Origin of the sequence: Bacillus sp. FJAT-49711, from assembly GCF_018343715.1 — a bacterium.
GTDB lineage: Bacteria > Bacillota > Bacilli > Bacillales > Bacillaceae_C > Lederbergia.
The window spans coordinates 112695-136010 of sequence record NZ_JAGYPL010000006.1 but is presented as its reverse complement, the minus strand read 5'-3'; the positions used below and the strand labels follow the sequence as shown (position 1 = coordinate 136010).

Sequence of the window (23316 nt, the reverse complement as noted above, 5' to 3'; positions counted from 1 at the left end):
ATAATCAAATATAGTCCGACTTCATCCTTCTCTTATGAAATGTGCATTTTCTCATGTACTTCGAGGCGGAAAACTTTTTCATTTAAATAATCATAGATGACAAATTTTTCTCCCTTTATCCCCTGAACATCAGAAGGAGAAATTGTTCCATGTACCTCTTTATTTTCAAGATGAATATTAAAAGCCGCAATTACTCCGGCATCATTTGCCGTGTTCCAAACTTTCAATGGAACTTCTTGTTCATTCGGGTTTGAAAATAAACAGTCAGACGTTGGAAGTCCAGGTTGATTGGCACGAAGAATTTGGCCATCATTTAATATTAATGGCCTTATTTTGCAAGCATCTGTCTCTCCAACGGGGTCGCTAAAATACACAGGACCCCCACTAACAGCTCTTAAAATGGCGTTTTGTATACCTTCTGCGTGGTTGGTCCAATACATATCCCAATCGCCCCAATAAAAATGACTATGGAAAAAGGAATTGTATGCATTTTGCAGGGCATGTTCTTTAAAGCTAATTTCTTCGCCAGGAACAAAATCATCACTATTTCGCGATACAGAAGAAATCGGACGGTTCCAAATATTTTCGGATGACATTCCCATACAATTAATGATGCATTGATCAAAATGAATTCCAACAGAAGCCTCTAGAGCTGTGTGGGCACCACGCGCAGTTTTTCCGATAGACTCCTGATACATCATAAAATTATTAACTGCACTTTGGCTGTCTACTTTTACAAAATCAATGCCTTTTTGTTTAAGTTCACGATGCCACCTATCCCAAAAATCAAAGCCTTTCGCTGCGTCAGGGCTTGGAATCATTTTATTGTTATTTGTTTTATAAAGAAATGTCTCCATTATTTTTGCCAACTCACTATCTTTGTGAATTCCTCCCCAATAGCCAGCAATCGTATGCCATACTCCGACCCAATAAACGCCATATTGCTCTTTTAGTTTTTTTGAAATGCTCTGTAAGCCATTCGGAAATTTTCCCTTATGAGCCTTAAATGAAAAAAGCCGATTCTCTTTTACATCAAGCCATCCATCATCAATCATCACCCATTTTACAGGCAGCTCCTTCTCCTTTAATTCTTCCATTTTCTTGATGATTCCGCTTTCATTCACATGATGATAAAAAGCATCCCAACTACACCATCCAAGGTAATCTAAAGTTTTAGGATATCGTTTTTTATCACGGGGAAGAGTTGGGTAACCTAGTTCGGCAATTGCGGTTTTAATTGTATTCTCAGAAAGCTTAAACGGATTTTCACCTGTTCCAATAAAGAGAGCGAGAGTTTTGCAGCTATCAAATCCTCCAACATAGGACGATAGATGAATAGATAAGCCAGTTTCATGACCAGCAAGATCCGCTCTATAATCTTTATCTACAACTGGCAATATGTAATGGTATTCGCTTTTCGATTTCATTAGTAATGAAATGGTTCGTTCAGGCATTTGTGAAAGATCATTTTTAAAATATGGACGAGTCCACCAATCTTTATGTTGATAGTTTGCCATTAAACCATCTATTAGATCAATATCCTGAACTAGTAAGCTTATACTTTTTTCTGCAGCAAAATATCGATGCCTCGCTTGATCTCGTTCATTTTTAATCTTGGCGCCAACATATAGCGCAATGATTTTACCATATTTTTTTATCATTACCTCTAAGTTGATTCCACTTTCATCATTAGAAAAGTAATGCGTCGTATGTATTTCACTATTCTGAACTGTTTTAATATATTTCAGTAAAAATTTCGATTGATCATCCAAAGTAATGATTGGAGTGATACTTCCAGAAAGCATTACAGAACGTATTGTCTTTTTTGTATTCGTTATATTCATGAACGTTCCTCCTCCGATTCTAACTTGTCTAATGCAACAGACAAGCTGGCGAAGTCTCCTACTTGCTCTCCTAATCCAGCAGTGACAATCTTGCAAACTGCTAATGATTGCGGAAGGGCCTCTTGTTGCAAGACTTGCATTGTCATAGGTTCTAATAAAGATTGTTGCCGACCATAAATACTGCCTATTACGATTCGTTCTGGATTCAAAATATCTACTATGATGGCTAGTCCTTTTCCAAGTTTTTTTGCAACAGTTTGAAAAACTTCAATAGCTAATTTATCACCTAATTGTGCTGCCTCACCTACCTTTTTCGTAGTAATTGAATGAATGTCATCCATGCTAGGACAAAATAAAGTAGATTCGCCATTTGCAATATGTTCTTTTGCTTTCACTTGAGCCAATTGAGCTATTCCCCCGCCACTGCAAAACCCTTCAAATGAGCCAGCTTTCCCATATCCAATTGGACCGTCATCTTCTAAGCGGACATGCCCCACTTCACCGGCATTATCATTCGTTCCTGAATATAATCTCCCATTTAAAATAAGGCCAGCACCCATCCCGGTTCCAAATGTTAAGAACACCATGTTATGACATCCTTTTCCGGATCCCCACTTCCACTCCGCAAGCGCACAAGCGTTAGCATCGTTTTGCAGGCCGACTGGAACTTTGAAACGTTTTTGAAAAGGTGTAATCACATCTATATGATCCCAATTTGGTAAGTTTGGAGGGGAAAGAATGAGTCCTCTTTTACTGTCTAAAGGACTTCCACAGCTAATACCAATCGAATCAATAGAAGCGATATTGCTTTCAACTAATAATGTTTCAAGTGTTTCTAACATCATTTCTAGTGCTAAATGTGGAGATTCAGGTGTAGGAAATTGTTTTTTCGTCAATATTTCTATCGTTTGGTTTGTTGCTTTTCCAATTGAAACTGCACATTTTGTTCCTCCAATATCGATTCCAGCTAGGATCTTCATTGTGTAAAAAACTCCTCCTCCAACATAATGCAAAGTGTATGGTAGATCGGTAAATGCCTCTCTTGAATATCTAATGTTTCTTCAAACGGAACACAGATTGTTACATCGCATATGTCCTTCATTTCTCCCCCATTTTCCCCTGTCAATCCTATCGTTTTTAATCCGATTGTTTTGGCTACTTTTAAAGCATGAATGACATTTACGGAATTCCCTGAAGTGCTTAAACCAATTAATACGTCACCTTCTTTTCCATATCCGAACACTTGTTGAGCGAATATCATATCTGCGGCAACATCATTTGCAAATGCACTAATTAAGGATGATTGGCTCACTAAAGAAATAGCAGGAAGCGCACCTTGTAAATGACTAGATATATAATCAGAGTCATTTGGAAAGCTGCGCTCTATTTTTTGTTTAAATGAATCATCTACAGGCCGTTTTAATTTAAAACCTTTCATTAATTCACCAACGATATGTTCACAATCTGAAGCACTTCCTCCATTGCCGCAGAGAAGAACCTTACCTCTGTTGTGATACGCCTCTTTTAATAGTTGAAATGCTTCTAGTATAAATTGGCTGCAGACAGACAACTCTGGATACTTTCCCACTAATTTTTCAACTTCAGTCTTCACTTGTTACTCCCTTCGAGTGCTTGCTCCATATATGAGATGGCAATTACTTCAACTCCTAATTTTTCGATATCTTGACGTACATCCTCCCTTACTAAATCGCTCGTAATAAGCACGTCAATATCCTCAAAACCACAAAAAGTAGTAAGACCATTTCTTTCAAATTTGCTATGGTCTGCTAGCATTACTACCTTTCGGCCTGCTCTAACCATCGCTCTTTTTATTTCCGCTTCATACAAATCCGAACTCATAAAACCATGGCTCAAAGAAAAACCTGATGCACCAAGAAATACATAGTCTGCATTATATTTTTTCAGTTCACTTTCCACTTGAGGACCAACTAAACTCATTGAATTTTTCCTCAATTGGCCGCCAAGTAAATAAATGGATGCAGAATCATTCTTGCTGCTTTCTTCGACAACATTCAATCCATTCGATATAACCGTTATCTTTTCTAAATGGTGTAAATATTTTGCGGTGCACCATGTTGTCGTTCCGGCATCAAGAATAATAATCTGACCATCTTGAACTAATTGTGCAGCTCTTTTTCCAATTTCATTTTTCTCTTCAAAATATTGCAGCTTTCTTTGATGGAGCGGTAATATGAAATCAGGTTTTCGCTCATCTCCAATTAAGATCGCACCACCATATTTTTTTTCAATAATTCCTTCCTTTTCCATTTGATTCAAATCTCGTCGAATGGTTTCCTTTGATACACCAAATCCCTGGACTAGATCATTGGCATGAACACTCCCATTTTTAAGCAACAATTCTTTAATCTTTTTTTGTCTCTCTACAGCCATCAAAATGACCCACTCCTTCAACGAAAGAAATAATACCACTATTGATTTTTTATATGTTTAAAAGCTTTTTCAAAAAAATTCGGTTTGCCGAAGCTGCCAGATTTTAAAACTAGTAAAAATGAAGGATGGGACAGTGTAATACATGAAGACAGCCCTGGCTGGATTTCCTTCCATACTCTCATTCCACGAATATTCATTTTCCTACATACGGATGCAGAAGTATCCCCACCTGCTACAATAAATCGTGTTTGTCCTGTTTTCATAATTACCGAATGTGTGATATCTGCTAAAGTATTAGATACCCATTTTGAAACTTCTGTATTGTTTAACCCTTGCATCTGACCGTGTAATTTTGTCTCTTTAACAACCTTTTGTTTATTTGAAGAGTGTAGAATAACATCTAATCCTAGTTCCATATAAGCTATAATTTTCTCTGTTAATGAATAAACATCATTTTTTGGATCAGAAGATTCCAGTAATGAGACTGTATCCATTTCAATTACAACAGATTTTTCTTCCATATATTCAATCTGGCTAATGGTTTGCGGCATAAGGCTTCCAGCTACACAAAAGAATCCTTTATTCGTCATATTTTCTGGCAACTTAATCGAATCTTTAACTACTTTATTTTTTTCTAAAAAAGCCGGAAGTTCTTCAGCAAGTGCTGAGCTTCCACCAATGACTTTTATTTCTTTCACGGCCTCGGCAATAATCCGAAGATCCTCTTGTTCCGTCACATCTAAAATGAGATAGTTAACCTTTTCCTTTTGTTTTCGAATTTCTAATTTTAATTCAGTTGCTCCTGCTTTAATAACATTATAATCAATTAACCCTACTTTTCTCTTCGTCTGAGTTTGTAATATATTTACTAAATTTGATTGTGACATTGGGTGCATTGGATCATGTTTGAATTCCGATTCCTCCAACATTTTTCCATGCACATAATGAATTCCTGCAATCGTTGTCCGTCCGTTTTTAGGAAAACCGAGGACAACGATTGCAAATTCTTCTCCTAAGGCGTCTAGCATAGCATCGAATTCAGCACCAATATTTCCGCGAAAAACAGAGCAAGTTTTATTTAAAAAAATTTCCGCGCCCGCATCCTTTAATTTTTTTGTTGCTGCATAAGCTTTTTCGTATGCCGTTTCAGGATTATCAAATCTTGAATCTGTATCTAAAATCAATACGTCTGACTGCGTTATGTCACTTTCCCAATCGTTATAATCATAAATATCTACAATAAAGTTTGATTTTGCAAACATGATTCCTATATCATTAGAACCTGTAATATCGTCAGCTACGACACCAATCAATTTTCCCACCTTCTTCTCGGCTTATATCCTGAATGAAGAAGAAAATCATTCACAGTGGTTTCTGGTAAAGGCTGCAATTCCACGTTTGATGTTTTTGCCATTAAGATCATGCGGCATGCCATTTCCAATGTTTGCAAGCTCATTCTCGCCTCTTGAATACTCGTATCAAAAACAAGTACACCATGATTTTCTAAAAATAATACATTGGCGTTCTTCGCTTTTTTCCTAACAGCTTCTCCTAAATCAGCAGATCCTGGATGATAATATGGAACTCTTTCGACTTTTTCTAAATAATACATCGATTCGACAAATATGTTTGATGGTACGTTAATATCGGAACAAGCTATAAAGGTGCTATAGAAAGGAGATGCATGGAGAATAGCATTTATATCCGGTCTTTCTTCATAAATAGCAGAATGCATCGGCAATTCTTTCGATGGTTTTCGAGAATTCAATATATGGCCTTCTAACGTACATAAAGCGAAATCCTCGTCCCTTAATTCTCCTAAATATGTACCACTCGCTGTAATTAAACATTGATTATCGGAAACCCGTGCACTAATGTTTCCCGCATTCCCCCACGCCAGATGATTTTTCATCATATAACTGCCGATCTGCTGTAATTGTTTACGTGTTTCTTCCATGCTGTGTATTATCCTCCCTTCCGCATCATTCCCATTCCAACATATTTGTTTCGAATATTTCCTCTAATGAGTCTTTCGGAATTCTGAATGTTTTAATTTCTGAAGGTTTAAATGTTGTCTGGATCACCCTATTCCATTTTGGCAATACAATTGTTGCTTCCGTTCGATTGTTCGTTGTTTCGTAAGCTCGAATGATTAAATCATCATTGCCCTCTGCTTTTTTAACAACATTTACAATGACATTTTCTTTATCTACATCAATAAATGAATCCTTTTGCGGCAAGGAACCTTTATGATATGTTTCTATAATCGTAATTGGTTTTTGATTTAGCTCGGCAGCTCTTTTTACCGTTCCTGCCGTTTCCCAATTCCCTTCGTGCGGCACCAATGAATACGTAAATGTTTGAATGCCTTGATCAATAAATGTGTATTGACCTTCTTCATCAGGTACTAGCGGGTCATGATGTGCGTAAATAGGACTGCGTAAAACAGTAATGCTCATTTCTTTATTACGTATGTCGAAGCTATATTTTCCATCATTTAATATGCTAAGGCCATACATTTCATCTGTTGAAGGGTGGGTTCCTGAGATATCGATCCAGCTTTGTCCAGGTTCTTCCTCACCATTGCATTCTCTTACAATATGACCGTATGGGATCTCATACGTGCCTTTTCGGAAAACTAAATCAACAGGGAATTTTATTTTTAATGCTTTAAATTGTTCTTGCCAATTTACCGTAACATGGATATCAATTTGATTTAATTCTCGATACATCGTAAAGTCCTGAATAAGTGTAGATTTACCGTACTCACTGACCACTCGTATGACGGATTTAACCGGACCATGTTCAACTCTTTTAATACTTTTAGCAAAAAATTGACCAACTTCTTCATTAAAGTGAAGGACATTATGTGACCAAGTATCACTTTTATCATTGATCACGACTGGTCGTGCACCAGGGCCTTCTAATAATTCCACTTTTTTATTTTTATCATATAGACTAATAACAAACCCAGTCTTCGGATCAATTTCAACCCGGTATGTATCATTTTCCAATACATGATCATTTGCTTTAATTGTGTCAAACGTCTTATTCGGCGCTTTTTTCCTAATTTTGTACACTCTATATCCTAAAGCAGGCAATGCCGCTATAAAACTAATTCGATATCTCCCACCTGCAGTCGCCCAAGACTGTACTATTTGATTCGCTACTTCATTTCCTTCGTCATCTACTAAAATATAAGACTCCTTCAAACCACCAACTTCAAGTTCAACATTCACTTTGCTTTTCCATGAATGTGGATTGAACACAACAATCGGCTTCATGCCTTCTTCTTCTTCGATATCAATTCTCCACGACAACGACTGTATCGCGTAGTTCAATCCTTTACTTGCAATCGACATTGCTTCTCCATGCATATTTCGAGCATCTTCGTATGCAGTCTGAAGGCTTGTTCCCGCTAATATATCATGAAATTGGTTAAACAGAACATTTTTCCATGCTAAATCATAATTTTCCGGATATTTTTGGCCTGTTGTCCAGTTTGCAATGGCAGACAGCTTTTCAGCTGCCATCAATAAATTTTCAGCTTCCCGATTCCACTTTTTAATGCCTGAATGGACTGAATAACAGCCGCTCGCATGATGCTGCAAATCATCGTGTACGACCGGATAAGGCAAATCTTTCTTTATCATTTCTGAAAAATATTTATTAGGTGTACTAAAAATCATATTTGGAAAATTCAGATCAATATTCATTCTCTTTATGCTTTCTATATTTTCAATTGTCGGTCCTCCTCCGTGGTTCCCGACACCATAAAAGCACATTAAGTCATTAAACGGCTCTTTGAATTCTCCAGCATTCCTGCGAACATGCTTCTCAATATCCTTTCCCCAAGTACAGTATTCGAATGGAATTCTATATGTGAGCACGCGTGATCCATCATCTGATTCCCACCAAAATATCCGCCCCGGAAGGCCTTTCTCTTGAGGATTTGGTCTCATAAACACGTAGTAATCCATTCCACTCTTTTTAAGAATTTGCGGGAGCATGCCGTGATGACCAAAGCTGTCTACGTTATAGCCGACCTTTGCTGTTACTCCAAATTTTTCTTGAAAATAGTGCTGTCCGTACAACCCTTGACGTACATAGGATTCGCCACCAGGGATATTGCAATCTGGCTGTACCCACCAGCCGCCAACAATCTCCCAACGTCCCTCTTTGATTCTCTGTTTAATCTCTCTAAACATCTCAGGTTCATTTTGTTCAATCCACTCATAATTTGCTGCCGAACTATTTGTAAAAAAGAAATCATCGTATTCCTTCATTCGATCAAGTGCTGAACGAAAGGTTGCTTTCGTTTCTTGAAATCCTTCTTGCCATTGCCATAGCCATACTGGGTCTAGATGGGCATTTCCAATCATATGTAATGTTTGGTTAGTCGTTTTTGACTTATTTTTATTTTCTTGAATAGTCATTTGTTCCACTTCCATCCCTCACTTTTTACAGATTAAAATCATCGGCATGATTATTGCTTTTTAAAAAGACTTGTATTTTTTCCATAACTGTTTTTTCTACTGCTTTCCGTCCTAATTCTAATTGATTAATAGATAGGTTGTTACATTCTTCGTTCGTCATGCGCTCGTCCCTGCCAATAGCGTGTAATAACGAGTTTTCTAAATCAGTAGCGATATTCACCTTGCTGATTCCACCGTTCTCAAGATTAATCGCCTTTTGAATCATTTCTGCAGGTACGTCCGATCCTCCGTGTAAGACTAGGTGAACGGACGTTAATGCCCTAATGGCTTTTAATCGGTCGTAGTCAATCTTCGGTTCTTTTACGACATAAACGCCATGGGCGGTGCCAACCGAAACTGCCAATGCATCGATATTCGTTTCTCGTACAAATTGAAGTGCTTCTTCGGGGTCGGTATATAATTCCTCATCTGAATCTGTTTCGACAAAATCAGTCGTCCCGATCTTACCTAATTCGGCTTCGACTGATACACCTTTGGAATGGGCAAATTCCACAACTTCCTTGCTTATCTTCATATTTGTTGCAAGGTTATGTTCAGAGGCATCGATCATCACGGAAGTAAATCCTGCTGATATTGCATCCTTTATGACCGAAAAATCTTTCGTATGATCAAGGTGAAGTACAACCGGAACCGTAATTTCTTCTTTTGAAAGAACATTATAAAATTCCTCAGCAAACTCAGCGGGGGTTAACCCGTAGCGTATTAATTCCCGCTCGGAAATTTGAATAATTAAAGGAGAAGCTGATTTCTGACCAGCACTTAAAATTGGACGTATCATTTTCGTATAACGCGGCGAAAATGATCCAACCGCATAACTTCCTTCTTCAGCCGTTTTTAACATTTCCTTTAACGTTATTACATTTTGGGGCTTCGTGTTTATTGTCACATTACTCATCTCCCAGTTGATTTTGATAATACGTACGAAGTAACTTCTCCATCGTTAAATAGCTTTTTTTATAAACAGCTAGGTAAGCGGAATGATTCATTTCAATCGGAGTGATTTCATTACGAAATTGATTGCTGATTTTATCAAGGGCTTCCTGTTCATTACGATATATTCCACTGCCAATCCCTGCAGCCATAGCAGCTCCGAGTAGAGTGGACTCGCTTATATCAGGTATGGCATATGTACATCCCGACACATCTGCTTTTATTTGCATCCAATATTTATTTTTCGTACCCCCGCCTACGGCTACTACTTTCGTAATCTCTTTTCCAGCTATTTGCTCAGCAGATTTTTGAACTAATTTCAATTGATAAGCCGTACCTTCGAGCATCGACTTAATGATGTCTTTTCTTCCATGATTTTTTTCCAATCCGATAAAAGCAGCTTTTGCGTATGGATTAGGATTCGGTGCCCCGCTTCCTGACAAATAAGGAAAATATAATATTCCAGTAGGACTTTCAGTAGTTTCCGAAAGCAAACGAAGCATTTCATCATATGATAGTTGAGTATCTGAAAGTTGAGAACGCATCCATTCAATCGATCCACCTGAAGACGGATTTCCTCCCATCCAGAAATAACGATCTTTCACAACATGACAGCCATACGATAAACCGGATTTGAACTCTTTTTCTCCTAGTGGATGCTCTATAAAAGAACCTACCAAGGTTTCTGCTGTGCCCATAGAGTCAAGAACCGTTTCAGGATTCACCGCTCCGACTGCTAAAGCAGCACAAACATGATCATGACCCGAAACAGCTACAGGAGTACCTTTTGACAACCCGTATTCCATACATTCTTGATTATTTACTTCTCCTATTGGTGTGCCAGCCAAGTGTGCTGTAGGAAATAATGAATCATCCAATCCAAATGAGTTTAACCATGAAACATCCCATTTTTTCTCATCAATTCTAAATCCGTACGTTCTCGCCGCAAGCGAATAATCAGTTCCAAATACACCTGTAAGCTTATACGCAATAAAATCTGAAGCTGAAAGCCAAATGGAATCTTTTGTAATAGTAGAACCTTGTTTTTTTAACCACAGCAATTTCGGCAGTCCATATTTAAAGCTTGGACGCAATCCTGATTTAGAAAAGCGGTCGACAGGATCGGATAATTTAAAAATATACTCCGCTTCTTCCATTGCTCGTTTATCGAACCATGGGATCATTTCTGTTTTAGCCAGCCCTGATCTTTTATCAATGAGCAGTCCAGTTTCTGCCATACTTGTAATACCAACCACAACAATAGAATCCTTATGATCTTTTATCGCTTCTTTAATATTCGAAGAAACGATTGCCCATATTTCATCTGGACGATAGAAAGCTTGACCATTTTCTCGATAATGAGTTTTCGTTGGACGGCTGGCGATTTTCATGCATTTTCCAGTTTCATCAAATACGGCAGCCTTGCAATTTGTCGTTCCTACATCAATGCCAAGCAGCATTTTACTCATGGTTATTCCTCCAATATTTGTTTAACACTCATTATGCCAAACTTGGGGCTTGTTAGGAACTTCCTTTGTTGCTTTTTTGCTAGCAATGGAACCGCTCTCGCCATCGATGCTTGCGCTAGGACTACGATATCGGACCGTTCCGAGAGGTTGGACATGTGCTCGACTAATAGATCATCATGGCCTTTTTGATCTCCGCTTATTAAAAGCTTGTATGCCTCTTCAACAAGATCAGGCAGGAAATCTACCTTTTTTTCTCGCTTTTTTGCAGTAGCTTTTAATAGGTTAAGAGTAGGATTCATCGTTGTGGATAAGGTTGCAATTACTCCTATTTTAGTGCCGCGCTTAATAGCTTCCTCTGCCATTGCTTTATCAATGCGAACAATAGGGACTTTTACTACTTTCCCAGCTATATCAACTAATTCACCAACTGATGAGCATGCATTTAAAATAATATCCGCACCCATTTGCTCAGCAATTTGTGCATATTGAATCCATCTTTCTTTAACATCATTCAAATTGCCGCCATTTTGTGCTAATTGCGGCAAAATAGAGTCGTCCATAAAGTTCATGATGGAGATTTCAGATAAAACTTCATTCGCTAACTGCTTTAATGGTCCTACCGTGACAGGAGTTGTATGAATAATGGCTAATGTCTTACTCATGTTTCAACCTCTCGTTTTCTTTTCTCATATATTGTGAGATTACATGGTTTACATACATATGAACATCCTCCACTATTCCATAATCACTTGATGGAATCACAAGAGATATATCCGAAAGATTTTTCATTCTTCCTTCTTTTTCTCCAACAAGCGAAATGACTTGTGCGCCTGTATCCTTTGCATATTGAAATGCTCGAATTACATTTTCAGAGTCTCCGGAAACGGAAAGACCAATGACGATATCTCCTCGGTTTAAAATATTTTTCAATTGTTCTACAAAAATATCTGCATAACTCATATCATTTCCGTAGGCAGTGATTAGAGGTACTTGGTCCGTTAAACTAAAAATTCGAAGTCTTTTAACCCCATCAACATTAATGCCCTTTCCAAAATCACAAGCCCAGTGAGAGGCTGAAGCGGCACTTCCACCATTGCCTAATACAAAAATTTGTTGATTGTTTTCAGTAGATTTTTTGATCGATTCATAAATTTCCTCAATGATATGTATATCTAGCTGATACATCACCTTTAACCATTCAGATTGATATTCACTATAGTAAGCTCGAAACAATATGTTCAGCCCCTTATCTTTCATTTGCATATATTAAACTTGCGGCCCCTATTAAGGCTGCTTCATAACCTAGTGCTGTCCTTAAAATTGGAATGTTTTTATTTGTATCATCTATTACTGCAGATTGAAAAGTTTTACGTATATGCGGTTCAAGCAAGTCAAATGATAAACTTACTCCACCACCTATAATAATTGCACCAGGATTTAAGACATTCGCTGCATATGAAAATGCCCGTCCAATATACTCGCCAGCTTTTCTATAAATATGTAGAGCAGTTTCATTTCCAGTATAAGCTAATTCCGCCACATTTTTAGCTGTAGCTTGTAATAGATTCTCTTTTTCGGCCATTTTTGCAATTGCTGTACCCGATGCATGTGCCTCCAAGCACCCTCGGTTGCCGCAGCCGCAAAGATTGCCATTATCCCATTCAACAACTAAATGCCCAATCTCACCGGCAATAAAATGCTCCCCTTCAAGAATGTTGCGATCGATAATAATCCCGCCGCCAATTCCAGTGCTAATCGTTACCCAAAGGAAACTTTGGAAATCCCTTCCTCTTCCAAAGATAAGTTCACCTAGCGCGCAGGAATTTACATCATTTGCAATTCGAATCGGTATTGTTCGCCATTCTTCTTGTAAATACTGTTTAACAGGTACGTTTTTCCAACCAGCATAAGGTGCATGGATTAAAATGCCATTTTTCGGATCGGCTAGTCCGGGTACATTTACACCAATTCCAAGAAGTGATTGATCATCAATACTTATCTTTTTCATACAACTTCGTACGCTTTCGATACATTTTCCAATATGAATTGTAGGATCATCATGAATGTTGGTTGGAAATTGTTGACTTGCCAGTATGTGTCCCTCTCGATCAACAAGACCAATTAGAGTCTTTGTCCCGCCTATATCTATTCCCGCGACTACTTTTGACAAAGCATTCCACTCCTTACCCTTTCGTTCCAGCCGTAATGTTCATCCCTTCAATGAAGTATCGTTGGAATAAGAAGAAGAGAATGATGACTGGCAGAAGCACTAATAATGAACCGCCCATTAATAAATTCCATTGCGTATTCGTATGCCCCTTAAATACTTGCAGGCCTAGTTGCAATGTATAAAATGCCGGGTCATTTATGTATAGTAAAGGTCCAAGGAAATCATTCCACGCTCCATTAAAAGAGAATATTGCTACTGTTGCGATGACTGGTTTGGTTAAAGGAATCATTAATCTTGACCAAATATAAAAGTGATTAGCCCCATCAATTTTTGCAGCTTCAATTAACTCATTTGGAATCGTTAAGAAAAATTGCCTTATTAAAAAGATGAAAAAGGCGCTGCCAAAAAATGAAGGTACCGTTAAAGGCAACCATGTATTTAGCCACCCTAATTTCGAAAAAATAATATATTGAGGAATGAGCATGACAAATCCTGGTATCATCATTGTTGCAAGCACGATTGCAAACAAAACATTTCTACCTTTAAATCTTATTTTTGAAAAACCATATGCAATAAATGTATTAGATAAAACACTCCCTATTACACTTATAGAAGTAATGATCAACGTATTAGCACCATATCCGATAAAAGGTGCTGCATTTAATACTTTTTTATAGTTTTCCCAATGAAATTCTTTTGGAAAAAGCGTTGGAGGATAAACCATAACCTCTTTCATATCCTTTAACGAAGTCGAAATCATCCACCAAACCGGAGATAATATTAATAAGCTTCCCAAAATGAGAATACTAGTGAAGATAACTTTTAATATGAGTTTTCTATTTTTAGTACTTTCAAAATAAGTACCTTTTTTATGCGCTATAGTGCTCATCGATTATCCTCTCCTTCATAATGAACCCATTTTGGAGCAAGCTTAATATTAATAAGCGTTAGAATAAAAACAATAACAAACAATACCCATGACATGCCCATGGCATATCCCATATCAAAAACCCTAAAGGCCTTATTCCACATATGAAGATTAAAGAAAACTAATGAATTCGCCGGACCTCCGCTTCCGCTATCCGTCATAACATACGCCTCTTGGAAAATTTGGAATCCTCCTATTAAACTTGTAACTAAATCAAAAAAGATGACTGGAGTAATCATTGGAATTGTAATATGACGAAAACGATGGAAAACATTCGCCCCATCCATTTCTGCCGCTTCATATAATGATTTTGGCACGCCTTGTAAACTAGCCAAATATAAAAGCATTCCACCACCCAAGCTCCATAGCTTCATGAAAATGAGAGCTGGTTTTGTCCAAGTTGGATCTGAGAGCCAAGCTGGACCATCAATCCCAACCCAACTTAACATCGTATTAACTAGACCCGTATCTGGGCTTAATAGCTGCATCCATAGTAAATAAACCCCGACACCTGAAAGAACCGCAGGTAAATAATAAATCGTTCTGAATACTCTCATTCCTGGAACATTTTGATTGAGTAAAACTCCCAGCAAAACAGCACCAGCTGTAGTTAAAGGTACTGATATTACAACATAATAAAGAGTGTTGTATAAAGAAGTCCAAAACAAGTCGTCATTTGTAAACATACGAATATAGTTTTTCAGTCCAATAAAATCCATTCTTGATGTAACGTCATAATTAGTAAAACTTCCATACAGGGAAAATAATATAGGTCCTCCAGTTAAAAATAAAAATCCAATAATCCAAGGTGCGATAAATATATACCCTTGTATTGTTTCTCTCTTTTCCAACGACATTGGTTTTTTTCTTTTTTTGGAAGAAATCTCTATATCTGTAGTTGGCAAGGTACGCATTCTGTGCATCCCCTTTCTTCCTATATTAAATATTTAAGGGGGTGCCCTGAAAACAAATTTTTTGGACACCCCTTGAGTGGGGTTAGCACTCCTTGATTAAAAACAATATTTACTTCGTGCTCTCAATTAACTTCTCAACCGCTTTTTGGGCTTTGTCCAAAGCTTCCTGTGGTGTTTGGTCGCCTAATAAAGCCTTTTCAACTTCAGGATCTATTAAAGTTGTATAATCCGGCGCTTCTATCGGGTTTGGTGTTAAAATTGTATTTTTTAAATTCTCGACAGTCGCTTCATAAGTAGCACGACCATCATCAGTCAATTCGGAGCTTTGAGAAGCAGCTTCAGCAGCTTGAATATTGGCTACATTATCGAAGTTTTTAACTGCCCAATGCTCTTGTGCTTGCGGACCTGCTAAATATTTCAGGAATTCCCACGATGCTTCAGGATTTTTTGCTCCATAAGGAATCTCAGCAACAAACCCTCCGCCCCATGTTGTATGTCCAGAATCTTCCTCTCTCGCAGGCAATTCAGCAACACCAAATTCCATACCGTCACCATAATCACGAATTTGTGTATAGAAAGTTCCTGGTTGTATATACATTCCAATTTTTCCTGCAATAAAAGGATTTGCTGTTTCAGAACCGAATTCAGCTGTAAAAGCATTAATCACTTTTTGTCCGTAGTGGCTCTCATATTTAATTAACCATTCAAGTGTTTCTACATCCGTTGGTTGATTGATAATTGGTTTATTCGCATCATAGTCCCAATAAGATTTTCCATCTGCGTTCAGCATCCAAATATTATGACCTGCTCCATGCCGAGGTAAAAAGCCAATTCTCTCGTATCGATCACCATTTTTCTTGTCTATTTTTCTAGCAAACTCTTCAAGCTCTGCCCATGTCTTAGGTGGTTGTTCAGGATCTAAACCCACTTCCTTAAATATTTCTTTATTGTAAAAAAGCATATAAGTATCAGTATTAAAAGGCAGGGCATATGCATCGCCTTCGTATAACATTGGACTCCATAAATGAGGATAAAATTGATCTGCGAACCCTGGTTCACTATTGATATATTCTGCTAGATTTGTATTTTGTTTCTTTTCGGCACGTTGTGCAACTGTGTTGATATCATTAATGATCACATCTGGTGGATCTCCGGCTGCACCAGCAGCAAGTGCCTTCGTCCAAATATCGCCCCATGGCAAATAAGTATGTTTTACTTCTATTTCATCTTGTGATGAGTTAAAATCATCAATGATTTTTTCGATAATAGGCCGACGAGTTTCCGATCCCCAAAATGTCCAAAAATCTAGTACTACCTTATCTTTTGAAGGCGATGCGGTTTCTCCACCACTCCCCTCAGATTTTCCGGTTGGTTTAGATTCCGGCTGGCCAGCGCACGCTGCTAAAAAAAGACTTAGGGCAACTAAAAGAACAAATAACAGCTTGTATGACTTCTTTAAATCTTGCAAATCTCTTCCCCCTTGTAAATTTTTTAAGCAACACCACAGGTTCTATTAATACCAATCTACTTTCATTGGTATTGAGAGGTATTTTAATGTTTTTATGTGCATTTTAGTGTTTTTGGTTGCTTTTATATATTATTATATGATTACGCTTTCAATGTCAATAATATTTAAATCTTTTATTTATTATTTTTGTTTGTCTTAATAAGAGAAACAAACAAAGTTAGTATATAACTCTTTTTGTGTGCTTTCATAAGTTTTTATAAGTCATTTTGTTGTCTTTTCTTTTTATAACAAAAAAAAGCTATAAAACCTCTATTATTAGGTTTTACAGCTTATGGATCCTACACAATCTCCACATACTTGGGATTCGCCGTAATATACGCACCACTCTTTAATTCATACATTTTAGAACCATTTACTGTTAAAGTGTCGACAACTGTAAAAACATCTCCTTTCTTAGCTGTCCCTTCTCGAGCGTTCCAGTCGGAGTTGTTATAATACCACAATTCAGTTGCTTTCACTCTAATTAAGAAAGTGCTCGGTGTTTTAGCGCTTGTATTATTTTGAGGATTAATCCAACTGCCCGGCATCCCTTTTTCTTTCGTAACATTAATCATTCCTTGTGAGCGGTTGAATACGTAATATGCCCCTTTTTTCACTTTAGATTTCTTATTTTTTCCCGCCTTTGCGTCAGCAGCTGTCAAAAAGCCGTCTAAAGTTTTATTCACTTTGTACATTTCATCATCATCTTTTGTTTTTCCACTAAGGGAAGCTTCAGGCGCACTTTGTTTAGATTGTTTCTTTTTTAAAGTTAACGCCTTCGCCAAACCATTTGTATGTCCTCTTGCAATCTTGTCCAAAAAGGATGGCTGACTTAGCAGGATTGCATCGTGGGCATTGTCAATAAAACCATTTTCAGTCAATACACCTTGCATACTCGATTCCCGTACCATATGAAAATCAGCTTCTTTTTTTCCACGGTCAATAAATCCAGTAGCTTTTACTACTTCATCATGAATAACATTACGTTTCTGGTTTGTTGCAGCTCGACTAGGATAATTCCCGATATAAATATAGCTCTCAAAACCAGTTCCACCACTAGCGTTAATATGAATCGACAGTAAAAAGTCAGCTTTCCAAGCATTCGCTGCGTTTGTCCGTTCACTTAATGATACAGTTTGATCACCTTTACGACTGATCTTTACTTGTACACCGTCATATTCAGATAATAAAATTGTTTCAATTCTCCTTGAAATACTTAATGTTAAGTCTTTCTCACGTAATCCGTTACCAGTGGCTCCTGTATCCGTTCCTCCATGACCCGGATCAATAAATATTTTCACCATATTGCATCTTCTCCTTAACGCAATTATTGTAATTGAACGCAATCACCTCATGTTTTTTTACTATTGGACAATCTCTATCAACACCGATCCATTATCCCCTTCTACTTATTATGATATGAGTAAACCTTGCTTACAGTTACGGTCACATTAAGAAAATCGCAAGGTCTTTATCATAGATGTACTGGTTACAGGATGTGGGAACGTCGACATCGGCCATGGGACGAGAGTGTTTTAGTCGACATTCCATCTTTGGCCTTCTTCGACTGCGATAAAGGAAAAATGATGCGCTATGAAAAGTGGAAGGCGCCTGCTCAACCCTGACAAGCAAATGTTCTTCGGCAAAAAAAGTCGCTCTTTGATTTTTATTGGCTGAACGTTTGACCTCGAGGAGCTGGACAATAAAAAAAACAACCGATTATCTAAGAATGATAATTGGTTGTTTACTCTATTATTGACTATATTGTTGTCTCTCTCTTCTTTTATAAGCAGCTCTTTTATTTGTAGAGTATCCCAAAAATAATATTAGTACTGTAAGGAGCACTATGATTAAATAGGTCATAAACCCTTCGGTAATGCCTAAAAGCTGGTCAACATGCTTGTCCTTCAAAAGCATTTCGCCTGCTGTCCACGCTAATATACCTGAACCCACATAAGCAATCCAATGATACTTGTCCATTGCTTTAACAATAAACTTCGAGCCAAAAATCATGATTGGAATACTGATCGCCACTCCTACAGCTATCATCAGTATGTGGCCGTTAGCCGCACCAGCTACCGCTATAACATTATCCAAGCTCATAACAGCATCCGCCATTATAATCGTCCCTATTGCCTTCATAAATCCAGTATGTGATGAAATATTCGCCTCATCTTTTCCACCTACAAGAACAGTGTAGGCAATCCATAATAACAACAGTCCTCCAATAATATTTACAAAAGGTATCTGCAGTAACCAAACGATAATGATAGCAAATAGTATTCTTAGTGTTACAGCTCCGGCTGTCCCCCACAGAATCGCTTTGTTTTGTAAATCCTTTGGCAAGCTCCTCGTAGCCATGGCGATCACAATAGCATTATCACCTGATAGTACTATATCAATAGCTATTATTTTTAAAAGCGCAACGATTGCAGCAGTAGTTATAGTTATTCCCATTATAGTAGTTGCTATTTCCATTTTTGTTTCCTTCTTTCTCAGGAACTTAACTATGTAATTATAGCATACTTTCAAAAACGCTACTACAGACTAGCTATAATTGGAAAGTAAATGAAAACAGCAAATACATCTGCTTCGTTCACGCCCCCCGAATATACCTATTTTTTTCTACTGCAATGGAAAGGATATTATCAATTTTAAAGAACCTTTGGCCTCCCCGTAAATAACAGAAGGCCTTAAATGATGCGTCATCAATTGCCAAAACCTTGATTTTCCTTTGAGTTACAATTTTCTTATCGGATAAATATATCATTTCTAACCTAACTCCAGATGTCAATGATTCTGTCAGCAGTTTTCTCATCTTAAGACCCTCCTTTTGAAAATATTATAGAACATACGTTCGTAAAACTCAATGGTAAATGCTGTTATCAAAATGACAATATTGATTCTAGTTCCTTTATTAAATCTTTTCCCATACGAATATATTTTTCATCAAGGCTTCCATCTGGATCTTCGGGTTCGGAAAATTGGTTAAAAGCAGCGGACATATTGCTACTATCAGCTTGGTCATCCAACCCCTTTTGATATACATGCGATAAAACAAATGGAGTTCCTAATTGAACAGAGACACCAGGCGTATCAAGCTGGCCCTCCACAGCAGTAAATGGAATGCGTAAAAATTGATATCCATCATCATCTGCCATTTTATAATCAAAAAATCCTCTATCATAATCCCAGTTGCCACCTATGACATATCCCTTCGGTTTCATAAGTTGTTCAAGCTTATGTAAATTGTATTGCCCGCCTTCAATTTTTGAGTTAATTTCAATCACTTTAAAATCGCCCCTCTTTTTTAAACTATTATTCCTTTGAAAATAAGGACTTATTCTAAATAAAATAAAAGAGCACCTACATTAATGTAGGTGCCCAAGCAACGTTCTTATAATCTTTTTTCCAATTCAGCTTTTTTGTCTTCAAAACCTGGTTTTCCAAGAAGAGCGAACATATTAACTTTGTATGCTTCTACCCCTGGTTGGTCAAATGGATTAACACCGAGTAAATAGCCGCTAATTGCACATGCTTTTTCGAAGAAATAGACTAGATAGCCAAAAGTGTAAGCATCCATCTCAGGAATTTCCACAACTAAATTCGGTACGCCGCCATCAGTATGTGCTAACAGTGTTCCTTCGAACGCTTTATCATTTACGAAATCAACTGTTTTGCCTTCTAAATAATTTAAACCGTCCAAATCGCCTTCTTCACTTTCAATGAAAAGTTCGTGGCGTGAATTTTTAACTTTAATAACCGTTTCGAACAAATCACGTCGTCCTTCTTGAACGTATTGTCCAAGCGAATGGAGATCTGTGGAAAAATTCGCTGACGCTGGGAATATTCCTTTTTGGTCTTTTCCTTCACTTTCTCCAAATAATTGCTTCCACCACTCTGAAAAATATTGTAATCCTGGTTCATAGTTAATAAGCATTTCAATCGTTTTTCCCTTGTTATATAAAACGTTGCGAATCGCAGCGTATTGGTAAGAAGTATTTTTCTCAAGCTCGGGACTGCTAAATTCATCGCTGGCATCTGCAGCGCCTTTCATCATTTCTTCTATTTCAACACCGCTCACCGCAATCGGAAGCAATCCAACCGCAGTCAAAACAGAATAGCGTCCTCCGACATCATCAGGGATCACAAAGGATTCATATCCTTCTTCAGCAGCTAGTGTTTTTAGCGCACCTTTTGCTTGATCTGTTGTAGCATAAATTCGTTTTTTCGCTTCTTCACTTCCATACTTTTCTTCCAGAAGTTTACGGAAAATCCGAAAAGCAAGCGCTGGCTCTGTTGTTGTTCCAGATTTAGATATCACATTGATGGAGAAATTTTTTCCATCAAGCACATCCATTAAATCCTTCATATATGTCGAACTAATATTATTACCTACAAAGAAGACTTGTGGAGTTTTACGTTTCTCTCCTGGAAGAGCATTGTAAAAACTATGATTGAGCATTTCAATCGCTGCACGAGCGCCTAGATAGGAACCACCAATTCCAATAACAAGTAAGATATCGCTATCTTCTTTGATTTTATCCGCAGCTTTTTTTATGCGGTCGAACTCTTCCCGATCATACTCATGCGGAAGCTCCACCCAACCTGTATAATCATTGCCAGCTCCGGTTTTTTCATGTAATTGCTTATGAGCTGTTTCTACCGCTGCCTGCAAATATGTAATTTCATGTTCACCGAAAAAAGTAAGTGCTTTTGAGTAATCAAATTTAATATGTCCCATTACTTTTCCTCCTTATGTTCAAAATCTATATGGTAATACTCTAGCCGAACAAGCGAAGTTTTTCAAGAAAGTTAAATAATTGTTGTCATCTTCGTGGAAAACGTCCGATTCGAAACTTCGAGTATTTTCATTGTGAATTAAAAGTCTAATCTTTAATATTGTGAAAAAGATTCATCCCTAATTAAAGGACGGATAAGCAACACTATATTTATTTTAATTTACATTAAGGGATGGCATGAAAGCCTTTATCTAGTGTCAGCAAGCTATTATATGCTGGATTGGTTACCTCTTCTTCATCAAAACCAACGCGGGCAGGCATCAATTGCTGGATTGCTTACCTTCTTCACCGAAATCCAACCTAGGAAGGGCATCAATATTCGAATTGTTGATCTTCCCCATCGAATGAAGATTTATTTCTCGTCCAAATCGAAATTTAGAGTTGTTTCATCGGTAATTACTTTATCCAAATCCAGATATTAGGAACATTCAGCCACAACTCTGTCTCCTTAATATTTTTACAAATTTATCCACTATAGACAAATCCTTTTATTCAACTCGAACGATAACATCCCCCAATAAAAATACCACAGCAACAACTCACTGTGGTATTAGGTATTATTAAATTTACACCCATCCTCTAAATCTGGAAGCCTCTGCAATGTTTCGCATTCCTACCATATATGCCGCAAGTCGCATATTGACCCTGCGGCTTTCCGCGGTATTGTACACATTTTCGAATGCCTCAATAAGCTTAGTGCGAAGTTTTTCGTTTACTTCTTCTTCTGTCCAATAATAGCCTTGATTGTTTTGGACCCATTCGAAATAAGAAACAGTTACACCTCCGGCACTCGCCAGTACATCAGGAACGAGTAAAACGCCCCTTTCACTTAATATCCTTGTTGCTTCCTCAGTCGTCGGTCCATTTGCAGCTTCAACGACGATGGATGCTTTAATATTAGGTGCATTATCAGCGGTAATTTGATTTGCAACTGCAGCAGGAACAATTATATCGCAATCTAATTCAAATAGTTCTTTATTAGTAATCGTATTATCGAATAAAGTCGTTACCGTACCAAAGCTATCGCGACGGTCAAGTAAGTAGTCAATATCAAGACCATCGGGGTCGTGAAGAGCCCCATATGCATCAGATATGCCTACAATTTTTGCTCCGGCATCATTTAAAAATTTTGAAAGAAAACTACCAGCATTTCCGAATCCTTGAATAACAATTCTTGCATCTTTTAAATCAATGCCGCGTTTTTTGGCAGCTTCTTCAATACAAATCGTCACACCTTGAGCGGTAGCCTTTTCCCTTCCTTGGGAACCACCAAGCACAATCGGTTTTCCTGTAATAAATCCTGGAGAATCATTTTCACGTAGTCTACTATACTCATCCATCATCCATGCCATAATTTGTGAGTTTGTGTACACATCAGGAGCAGGAATATCTTTTGTTGGACCAACAATTTGGCTGATTGCACGTACATAACCACGACTAAGACGTTCTATTTCACCCATTGACATCGTGCGGGGGTCGCAAATGATTCCACCTTTACCTCCACCGTAAGGAAGGTTGACAATTCCACATTTTATACTCATCCACATAGACATTGCCTTTACTTCTTCTTCCGTAACATCTGGATGAAAGCGGACGCCACCTTTTGTAGGACCAACTGAATCATTATGCTGTGCACGGAAACCTGTATATACATTGACAGATCCATCATCCATCCGAACTGGGATTCGTACTGTTAACATTCTCATCGGTTCTTTTAAAAGTTCATACATTTCCTCGCCGAAACCAAGCTTATGGAGGCCATCTTTGATTACCTCTTGTGTTGATGTAAATAGGTTAAGATTTTCAGCCATTGTTTTTATTCGCCTCTTTATTGTGTAATCAAG

The 23316-nt window shown here is 37.7% G+C and carries 21 protein-coding genes; all 21 read right to left on the bottom strand.

All coding sequences use genetic code 11. The features are described 5' to 3' along the window. Nucleotides 1–32 precede the first annotated feature (32 nt). A complete protein-coding gene (locus KHA96_RS21630) occupies nt 33–1844 on the bottom strand; it encodes a Sip1-related alpha-galactosidase (RefSeq protein ID WP_213131418.1) in 1812 nt (603 codons plus the stop codon). Next, nucleotides 1841–2824, bottom strand: coding sequence for an ROK family protein (locus KHA96_RS21625; protein WP_213131417.1), 984 nt, complete (start codon nt 2822–2824; stop codon nt 1841–1843). The genes KHA96_RS21630 and KHA96_RS21625 overlap by 4 nt, the downstream gene beginning before the upstream one ends. Beyond that, the gene (locus tag KHA96_RS21620) at nt 2821–3456 is read right to left on the bottom strand and encodes a D-sedoheptulose-7-phosphate isomerase (protein ID WP_213131416.1); all 636 of its coding nucleotides are present in this window, start codon (nt 3454–3456) and stop codon (nt 2821–2823) included. Before KHA96_RS21620 ends, KHA96_RS21625 begins: the two co-directional genes overlap by 4 nt. Beyond that, nucleotides 3453–4295 carry a DeoR/GlpR family DNA-binding transcription regulator gene (locus KHA96_RS21615; protein WP_213131415.1) on the bottom strand — a complete coding sequence of 281 codons (843 nt, stop codon included), beginning with the start codon at nt 4293–4295 and terminating at the stop codon, nt 3453–3455. Before KHA96_RS21615 ends, KHA96_RS21620 begins: the two co-directional genes overlap by 4 nt. Further along, the gene (locus KHA96_RS21610; protein ID WP_213131414.1) at nt 4295–5569 is read right to left on the bottom strand and encodes a four-carbon acid sugar kinase family protein; all 1275 of its coding nucleotides are present in this window, start codon (nt 5567–5569) and stop codon (nt 4295–4297) included. The genes KHA96_RS21615 and KHA96_RS21610 overlap by 1 nt, the downstream gene beginning before the upstream one ends. After that, entirely contained in the window at nt 5566–6213 is a 648-nt protein-coding gene (locus tag KHA96_RS21605) for a class II aldolase/adducin family protein (protein WP_213131413.1), read from the bottom strand. Before KHA96_RS21605 ends, KHA96_RS21610 begins: the two co-directional genes overlap by 4 nt. Before the next feature lie 25 nt (nt 6214–6238). Next, nucleotides 6239–8692, bottom strand: a complete 2454-nt coding sequence (locus KHA96_RS21600) for an alpha-mannosidase (protein ID WP_249315864.1) — start codon at nt 8690–8692, stop codon at nt 6239–6241. A gap of 25 nt (nt 8693–8717) precedes the next feature. Further along, nucleotides 8718–9638 (bottom strand): class II fructose-bisphosphate aldolase, encoded by a 921-nt coding sequence (locus KHA96_RS21595; RefSeq protein ID WP_213131411.1) that lies wholly within the window; start codon nt 9636–9638, stop codon nt 8718–8720. Between the two features lies 1 nt (nt 9639). Next, the gene (locus KHA96_RS21590) at nt 9640–11151 is read right to left on the bottom strand and encodes an FGGY-family carbohydrate kinase (protein WP_213131410.1); all 1512 of its coding nucleotides are present in this window, start codon (nt 11149–11151) and stop codon (nt 9640–9642) included. Between the two features lie 2 nt (nt 11152–11153). Beyond that, on the bottom strand, nt 11154–11813 hold the full coding sequence (locus KHA96_RS21585; RefSeq protein WP_213131409.1) for an aspartate/glutamate racemase family protein: 660 nt from the start codon (nt 11811–11813) through the stop codon (nt 11154–11156). Beyond that, nucleotides 11806–12408, bottom strand: a complete 603-nt coding sequence (locus KHA96_RS21580) for an SIS domain-containing protein (protein ID WP_213131408.1) — start codon at nt 12406–12408, stop codon at nt 11806–11808. Before KHA96_RS21580 ends, KHA96_RS21585 begins: the two co-directional genes overlap by 8 nt. Beyond that, entirely contained in the window at nt 12398–13321 is a 924-nt protein-coding gene (locus tag KHA96_RS21575; protein ID WP_213131407.1) for an ROK family protein, read from the bottom strand. The genes KHA96_RS21580 and KHA96_RS21575 overlap by 11 nt, the downstream gene beginning before the upstream one ends. A gap of 13 nt (nt 13322–13334) precedes the next feature. Then, a complete protein-coding gene (locus tag KHA96_RS21570) occupies nt 13335–14210 on the bottom strand; it encodes a carbohydrate ABC transporter permease (RefSeq protein ID WP_213131406.1) in 876 nt (291 codons plus the stop codon). Then, entirely contained in the window at nt 14207–15172 is a 966-nt protein-coding gene (locus KHA96_RS21565) for a carbohydrate ABC transporter permease (protein ID WP_249315852.1), read from the bottom strand. Before KHA96_RS21565 ends, KHA96_RS21570 begins: the two co-directional genes overlap by 4 nt. Before the next feature lie 100 nt (nt 15173–15272). Continuing rightward, nucleotides 15273–16631: an ABC transporter substrate-binding protein gene (locus KHA96_RS21560; RefSeq protein WP_213131405.1), complete on the bottom strand. Its 1359-nt coding sequence runs from the start codon at nt 16629–16631 to the stop codon at nt 15273–15275. 338 nt (nt 16632–16969) lie between these two features. Further along, nucleotides 16970–17974: an N-acetylmuramoyl-L-alanine amidase gene (locus KHA96_RS23575; RefSeq protein ID WP_481748261.1), complete on the bottom strand. Its 1005-nt coding sequence runs from the start codon at nt 17972–17974 to the stop codon at nt 16970–16972. 448 nt (nt 17975–18422) lie between these two features. Next, nucleotides 18423–19148 carry a TerC family protein gene (locus KHA96_RS21545; RefSeq protein ID WP_213131404.1) on the bottom strand — a complete coding sequence of 242 codons (726 nt, stop codon included), beginning with the start codon at nt 19146–19148 and terminating at the stop codon, nt 18423–18425. Between the two features lie 118 nt (nt 19149–19266). Beyond that, nucleotides 19267–19488 (bottom strand): hypothetical protein, encoded by a 222-nt coding sequence (locus KHA96_RS21540; protein ID WP_213131403.1) that lies wholly within the window; start codon nt 19486–19488, stop codon nt 19267–19269. A 67-nt stretch (nt 19489–19555) separates the two neighbouring features. Continuing rightward, the gene (locus KHA96_RS21535; RefSeq protein WP_213131402.1) at nt 19556–19960 is read right to left on the bottom strand and encodes a YugN-like family protein; all 405 of its coding nucleotides are present in this window, start codon (nt 19958–19960) and stop codon (nt 19556–19558) included. Nucleotides 19961–20067: 107 nt separating this feature from the next. Continuing rightward, on the bottom strand, nt 20068–21414 hold the full coding sequence (locus tag KHA96_RS21530) for a glucose-6-phosphate isomerase (protein ID WP_213131401.1): 1347 nt from the start codon (nt 21412–21414) through the stop codon (nt 20068–20070). A gap of 624 nt (nt 21415–22038) precedes the next feature. After that, nucleotides 22039–23283, bottom strand: coding sequence for a Glu/Leu/Phe/Val family dehydrogenase (locus KHA96_RS21525; RefSeq protein ID WP_213131400.1), 1245 nt, complete (start codon nt 23281–23283; stop codon nt 22039–22041). Nucleotides 23284–23316: the final 33 nt, after the last annotated feature.